Source organism: Candidatus Cryosericum odellii (genome assembly GCF_003570935.1).
Classification (GTDB): Bacteria; Caldisericota; Caldisericia; order Cryosericales; family Cryosericaceae; genus Cryosericum; species Cryosericum odellii.
The window spans coordinates 4787-7276 of record NZ_QXIU01000083.1 but is presented as its reverse complement, the minus strand read 5'-3'; the positions used below and the strand labels follow the sequence as shown (position 1 = coordinate 7276).

Here is a 2490-nt window from a genome sequence, read left to right as displayed (position 1 = left end):
TTGGCCCTGTCTCTGATCATTGAGAACACTAACAGGACAGCGACGACACCATACAGAATCAAGTTCTCCACATGTACCTCTCCACATTGTATTTGCTATGTTTCCATTGTCGGCAACTTAGCAACCTTGTCAAGAGTGAATTTGACAAAGTTTCCGAACCTTGCAACAATATGATTATGACTGAACAAGAGAGAATACACTGCGAACTGACAGCACATATGTTCAGGGCCATGGCTCACCCCTTGCGCGTTTTCCTGCTGGACAGGCTCAGCACCAAGGCATGGTGTGTTTGTGAGCTGGCCGCTGAAGCGGAGGTCGACAAGTCCGTGGCGTCCAAGCACTTGTCTATCCTCAGAGAAGCGGGGCTGGTGGAATCGACGAGACATGGTACCCAGATAGAGTATTCACTTACAGCACCTTGCGTTCTGGAGCTGGCTTCGTGTGCCGAGGGAGCGGTCTTGATAAACCGGAAGAAATCCCTGGGCATCAATCCCGATCGGGAAGACCAAGGCATAGTCCAAGACTAGTAAACAAAGCAGGCTACCTAGCATCTCTTGACGCTGAGTAGCCTGCTTTGACCTGATTGCTCCAGTGAACTAGCGCGCCTCTCCTGCCTGCTCTTTCTCCCCGTTAAGGATCTCTCGTATCTTGGTCAGAAACAGGTCACTCGACATGCCACCGTAGAATGACCAGGTACCGTTCAATGCGGTCAGCGGTAGCGAGTATCCAGTTTCGACCATTTTGCGGGCCTGGTTGACCTGTGCGTCACTGTCCTTGATGATGTCGATGAACCTCAACGAGCACCGCTCCTTGATGTCGCTCGCGTCCAGCGACGTCCTCAGGCTCTCGAACATCTCGCCCATCGTCTGCGCTGGTGTGGCGCACCCGCACCCACCGCCACCGCACCCACACGACGAAGCTGCAGGATCCTCATCCCAAATGCCATAGACCTCGATCTCTACAACAGTTTCCGCCATTATGCAATCCCTCCAAATACGATTTTGTCCAGTGTGTCGAGTTTGTCGATCCCACGAATGTCACTGTCCATCATCGGGACCTGCAGCAATGCAGCCCCCGCAAAACGTCGCTTCATGTCGTCCAGATATCCCAACTGCATCTCTCTGCGCTTCTGGAAGAACGGCGTTGTCGCCTGCTCCTCGGCAATCAGCAGGTTCGCCACGACAAGCTGTGTCGCCACGCCGATTGCCGCCAACTCCTGAGATGCACGCTGTGCCTCCAGGATAGGGGTACTCTCCGGGTACATGACGAAACTGAATGTCGTCAGTTCGGGATCCCGCATCGCCCTGAGTGTCCGGTCAAACCGGTCTTTCTGCTGGCGGTCTCCTGCAGACATTGCCTCAGTGGCGCCGGTCTTGAGTCTGATCTGTTCGCTCCATTCGAGGGGCAATTCAAGCAGTCTCAGTGTATGCCCCGTCGGCGCTGTATCGAAGACGATGACGTCGAATCCTGGCGTGTTCGACAGGTCGATGAAACGCTGGAATGCAGCCATTTCTTCGGTGCAGGGAGATGCCAGATCCTCCGTCATCGTTCGAATAGTGTCTTCGCCGAACTTGGTCCTCGCGTCGTCAAGAATAGTCTTCTTGTAGTCCTCGGTCGCCTGCTTCTGATCGATCTTCGCTGCAGACAACCCTGAAATACCGTCGACAGGTTCGACCTGCTCCGTCACCTTCCTGCCAAGGACGCTGCCGGTATGTGCTGCAGGGTCGGTGGTCAGAAGCAGAGTCCGGTACCCCTGTCGAGCCATGTGGAGCGCGGTCAGGCAAGCGATGGTCGTCTTGCCCACTCCGCCCTTGCCCGCAAAGAACACTTGTCTGGTACCCTTTGCACTTGGATGTAACAGGCTCTCGACGTCAACCATTGCTGGTGCCTCCCTGAAACAGCATCGGAGCGCACTTGCGGAACATCGCTACTCCCTTGATCTCACTGTCCAACAACTCCATCGTCTGAACAGGCATGCCTGCATACAACTGCCTGGCGCGTTCCAGGTAGGTTTCCTGCATCTCGCGTCGCTTCCGGAAGAACGGATTCACTGTCTCAGCCTCCGGGATGAGCCCGTTCACGATGATTCTCGATGTCGCCACGCCCAAGGCCGCCAGCTCCGCGATGGAACGTGATGTCTCCTCGAGCGATGTCTGCTCCGCCTGCATCACGAAGACAAACTGCGTCCGGACTGCATCACGAAGTCGGGCTATCGCGTCGTCATACTTCTGTTTGCTATCCTGAATCAAGGCGACAGGGCCCATGCATGTCTGACCACTCCCCTGCGCACTGTCTCGAATGTGTTTGCTCCATTCGACCGGCAGCTGCAGAAGCCGCAGTGTATGCCCCGTAGGCGCTGTATCGAAGACGATGACATCCCAGTTGTCGTCTTCCATGAAATCGGTGAACTTGTCGAACGCGGCCATCTCCTCGGTACAGGGACCGCTGAGCTGTTCTTCCACAACCTTGAGCATCTCGTCGTCAAAGAGC

Annotated in this window: 4 protein-coding genes; 1 reads left to right on the top strand and 3 read right to left on the bottom strand. The window is 55.4% G+C overall.

All coding sequences use genetic code 11. From position 1 onward, the window contains the following. The first annotated feature begins 176 nt into the window (after positions 1-176). Entirely contained in the window at positions 177-527 is a 351-nt protein-coding gene (locus SMC5_RS03310) for an ArsR/SmtB family transcription factor (RefSeq protein ID WP_119119580.1), read from the top strand. 69 nt (positions 528-596) lie between these two features. Here the strand turns inward: SMC5_RS03310 and SMC5_RS03305 are convergent, their stop codons facing one another. The 3 genes from SMC5_RS03305 to SMC5_RS03295 form a co-directional block, all read right to left on the bottom strand. After that, positions 597-977, bottom strand: a complete 381-nt coding sequence (locus tag SMC5_RS03305; RefSeq protein ID WP_119119579.1) for a hypothetical protein — start codon at positions 975-977, stop codon at positions 597-599. Next, positions 977-1879, bottom strand: a complete 903-nt coding sequence (locus SMC5_RS03300) for an ArsA family ATPase (RefSeq protein ID WP_119119578.1) — start codon at positions 1877-1879, stop codon at positions 977-979. The genes SMC5_RS03305 and SMC5_RS03300 overlap by 1 nt, the downstream gene beginning before the upstream one ends. After that, a partial coding sequence (locus SMC5_RS03295) for an ArsA family ATPase (protein WP_207799013.1) occupies positions 1872-2490 on the bottom strand: 619 nt, incomplete at its 5' end. The genes SMC5_RS03295 and SMC5_RS03300, both read right to left, overlap by 8 nt.